Here is a 4,451-nt window from a genome sequence, read left to right as displayed (position 1 = left end):
CAAGCTGCTCGATCCCGGTGTAACGCAGGGTTTGACGGATCCAGACGACGTCCCCGAACCGCCAGACGAAGCGATCACGCAGCGCGGCGACATTTGGATCCTCGGCGACCATCGACTGATGTGTGGTGACTCGACCAGCGTCGAAGACCTCGATCGTCTGCTCTCCGGCGCGAAGATTCACCTTTGCAATACCGATCCACCCGACCGCAGATCTGCAGGTCGAGATGCAATCGATTGCAGAGATGAAGCGTCAGTCGGTTCGCACGATCCAGCCAGTAGACGGTTCGATGTTCCCAAGTGTTGCGACGCTGGGAGCGACGAGTCGACGGTGAACGATTGCTGTTCGACGTTGTTCGCTTGCATTTGGTTTCGCGGGAATCAGTGCGTGCCGCTTCCCATGCTCGGACCCCTCCCTCGCGTACGGCTGAACGGCGTCACTCGACCTCCCCTCAAACTTCGTTTCGGGAGAGGTTCTTAAATGCAGAAACCCGCCAAAACACAGCACCAGAAACTGCACAACCTTGAAGAAGGACGCTGTGGAAGCAGCGTGGTTCGTGGCGTTTGGGAAGTCGCAGCGAGGCGGCTGACTTTATTCCGACAGGATTTGTTGGAGCAGTTCGGGCGGTGGTCCTTCAATCGGATAGTCCGTTTGAATGTCGCAGCCACAGGCGTTGGGTTCGACTGGGCCACCGCAGGCATCGAGTGCCAAGCGGGCCAAACGTCGGGCTTTGGAGCTGGGTTCAAACCAGCAGCAAGGTCCGGTCTTGTCAAACACCATTCGAGTGAGTTTTTGACGGATTGGGATGCTGCAACATCCTCCACAACCGGGATCGCATCCTCGACGCGAGGCGATGACCGCTTCGATGGCCGCGATGCGGACCTCTGCCGAAACATCGTCCAGTCCCGCGAGAATGCCTTCTTCCACATGTGGATTGACGGAGCAGTCTTCGCCGGCCAAGACCTCCAAAGCTTTTACCTTGGCGGCTGTGGCGACCTTCGCTTCTTTCACTTTCAGTGCCCCCGCGACGGCAGGCGAAGGCGAGGCCGCATTGGCAGGGTGCGATGACGGCAGGCTCATCGGCGGCGGCTGCAATGCGGGAACTGCGGTCGCTGCTTTTTCATAGGTGATTTGGCCGAGCAGCACCGTCTTGCGAAGGCAGCGACGACCGATGGTATCGATTCCCAAGAAACGCGGCAGCGTCATTGGAACTGGGGCCGGCGGAGTGGCGACTCCATCCGGGCTGATCAAGACTGGCGTCGTAGCCTGACGCTCCAAGACATTCAACGACGTGCAGCCGGATGCAAGAACCAGACAGCCAGACGCGAGCAGCAACGACCACGCATGGGTGGCTCCCGTCATGCCGTTCGTTGCTGACCGTCTCGCGTTCATGTTTGGGCGTTCGTCTTCAATCGATGCGGATGGTGGGGAGATCAGTTGGCTGAGGCGGTTTCACGGCGACCTCCACACTTTTGCGATAGCGATCCCCGCGATAGAGGCCTTCCAATGTCAATTCGTATTGACCAGCCTTCACGGCGGGAAACACGAACTGACCGCTCGCATCGGTCAGTGCCTCTTGGGGTAAATTCGACGCTTGGAAGGGTTGTTCCACGCTTTTTTCGTCCGGATTGTCAGGCTTTTCTTTTGGTAGCGCTTTGAGCGCGACCTTCATGCCTGCGACTGGCAGAGTCACATAGGCGATTTTGCCTTGCAGAACGGTGACTTCGGCTTCGCGGCGAGCCTTCAACTCGGCTTCGGTCAGCAACTCGATCGCAAGCGTTTTGATCAGGCCCGGGTTATTGGCTGCGTCGGTTGCTTGCATCAACAACGTGTGTGTTCCCGATGCCAGTTTATCCGTTGGCAGGATGACGGCCCAGCTTCCGTCACCGAGTCGTTGGCCAGGAACGGGTTTCACGTCGGGCGTGAACTCTTGTTGGCCGGCCGTTGCCCAAGCCGCTTGGATGGAGGCCGCTTCGCTGAGTCCCGCGTCATCGACAGTGAAACGAACTTCCACCGGCCCGCCCAAGATTGCTGGCAGCGGCGATCGGATCTGGATGTCCTTCAGCTTGGGTGGCAACGTGTCAAACACAGCCGTGATCGGGTTGCTCCAAACGAGTTGCTCGCCTCGTTGCAGGCTGGCGATCAGCGGTGCACGCTGGTTTCGGACCACACCCACCGGCACGCTGAGTCGATGTGGACGCACACGACTTTTCAATCCGGGTTGGCCAAGTGGATCCACACCGGCCCAAGTGAATTCGATCGCGGCAGGCGTGGTGACCGAGACGGTTGGTTCGTTCTGCAAGTAACGATCGCCATTCAGATCCAATCCCAATGTCACCACGTCGCTGCCGTAGTGGAACAGTTTGTCGCTGAGGTCGACCCATACATCGGCGGAGACAGTATCAGCGTCTTTGGAAACGATCACTGGCGGAAGGTCCTGGGAAGCCGGTGCATCAGGCAATAAAGGAGCACCGATGACGATGGCCGAGTGGTCATCGGATGGGGTGAGCAATTGCTCGCTGCGATTGCCCGCCAAGTGAAACACAAAGGCACTCGGCCACTGGTCGCTCAACACTCGAACGCCGATGGGATGCCCATCGCAAGCGGCCGACGAGAACGATTTGGTGACGCGAGAATCGGGGGTGATCATTTGTTCGCCATGGGCCACGGTCTGATGAGTCACCAAGTCGACCAGTTCGATGCGAACATGTGTCGGTCCATCGACGCCAGCGAGAGCGCTGATCGACACATCGACTTTGCGGGCGTTGTCGTCATACGCCACGACCGGCTGAATCAGCGAGTCCGGGCGATACACCCGAGGACTCAAGTCAATCCATTGCACGCGATCATTTTCTGTGTCGGTGACTTCGCACCAAAGCGATGCGACTGTGATTGGAGGTGCGTCGGGTTCCAGCTTGGCAGCGGGGAACATGACCTGCGTCCATTGCCCCAACGCCGTCGCCAGGTTGGGCTGGATCGCCAGTTCGGTCGGAGGCGTTTGGGTGGCGAGCCACCGCTTGGCTTGCTCCGACTTCATCGTCGGCGGGCAAGTTCGTCCCGGTTCGGACCAACCCAGCAGACGGACCTGCCAGGACTGCGACGACGAATCCAGTGGCTGGATCCACAGCGTCGAAAAGAGGTCTCGGTTGGCGTGCATGACCCACGAGTCGCCGGCACTGGATCGAGCGGCCGCAAATTCGGACAGCGGCAATTCCAAAGGCACACTGGTGCGAAAGATGTTGTTCTGAGTGATCCAACGCAGGTTGATCGCAGATGTTTTCGGCGTCTTCGCGTTTCCAGCCTGCGACGCTCGACGGATCTCGATCGAAGCGGTCTTTTGCTTCGAAAACCGGCCCAGCTTTTCTGACGCCGTTTCGGTGGATGTGGCTCTTTGCGAAACGATCGAGCGATAATCAGTTTCACCTGAGACTCGTTGCACGGGTGTGATGGTCGAATCAGCCAGGGTGTTGATTTGCATCCAACCACCATCGGTTTCGATTTCCAAGATCCCCGAACCCATCGATGCCGAAGTCGATTGGACCGCGATGTTCAACATCACACGATCTGACATTGCCAGCGAGCCTTGGACGGTCACGTCAACGTTGGTGTTGGATTCGATTCGGGGCAGTGCGGGCAATCCAATCCAAGCAGCGAGTCGTTGGTAGCGACTGTTCGAGATCGCGTAACGTTCTCGTTCGTCTTGGGTTGCATCGACGGCACAGACACGCGTGTCGGCGACGAGCGTTGGCAAAATCTGCGACCAACGCTGCGTTGCCGCGTCCAGGTCTTTTGCCGCAGTGGCATGCTTGGCGGGCGTTTGGATATCCGATTTCAGGGCACGCACGAGTTGTTTGTATTGGTCGACGGCAGTGACCATTTCGTCTTCGGATGTTGACGCGTTCAGCAGCGTTTGGCTCGCGGTCTGGGCGGCTTGTTGCAACCGATCCAGGGTGCCTGGTTTGCTCGACGTCCCAGCTAGTTCAAGTTGGGCCGCCAAGGTCGAACGTTGAATTCGCGTTCGTGTGCTTTCTACAAACCCGTCGCTGGACCGCGAAACCGCGACCGTTTGAATGGTCGACGATGATTGGTCTTGTTGTGATTGAAGTGCAGTCAGCAAAACCGACAAACGATGTTTGACGGACTGGATCATCGCATCGCCTTGGTGCATCGAATCGCTGTTGGCAGAGTCCAGCCATCGTTGCAATGCGATCGTTTCAAGCAGCAACTGGCAAACGGAATCATCCATCAGCGATTTGGCTCGAATGGGCATCGCCACAAAGGCATTCAAGTGATCGATGATTTCATCTCGCAGTGCACCGGCTTGATCGATCGCCAACGCATCCTTTTGCAGTCTTGTGAACGCGCGAATCGCTTTGTCGGTTTGTGCTTGCACGTGAGCCAGATAGTCAGATCGCACCGGGCTGAGCAGACTCCGTTCAGCGTCCAGTCGCAC

The 4,451-nt window shown here is 58.0% G+C and carries 3 protein-coding genes; all 3 read right to left on the bottom strand.

Going from position 1 to position 4,451, the window contains the following annotated elements; translation table 11 throughout:
- A partial coding sequence (locus tag ACF8AM_RS21595) for a hypothetical protein (RefSeq protein WP_392557639.1) occupies window positions 1–181 on the bottom strand: 181 nt, incomplete at its 3' end.
- A gap of 408 nt (window positions 182–589) precedes the next feature.
- Window positions 590–1,390 (bottom strand): hypothetical protein, encoded by an 801-nt coding sequence (locus ACF8AM_RS21590; protein ID WP_392557638.1) that lies wholly within the window; start codon window positions 1,388–1,390, stop codon window positions 590–592.
- Between the two features lie 16 nt (window positions 1,391–1,406).
- Window positions 1,407–4,451 (bottom strand): carboxypeptidase-like regulatory domain-containing protein (locus tag ACF8AM_RS21585; RefSeq protein ID WP_392557637.1); only part of this gene is annotated, 3,045 nt, incomplete at its 5' end.

It is taken from the genome of Rhodopirellula sp. JB055 (assembly GCF_043100905.1).
In the GTDB taxonomy this organism is placed as follows: domain Bacteria; phylum Planctomycetota; class Planctomycetia; order Pirellulales; family Pirellulaceae; genus Rhodopirellula.
The sequence above is the reverse complement of the archived record's forward strand: the minus strand, read 5'-3'. Positions and strand labels throughout refer to the sequence as shown.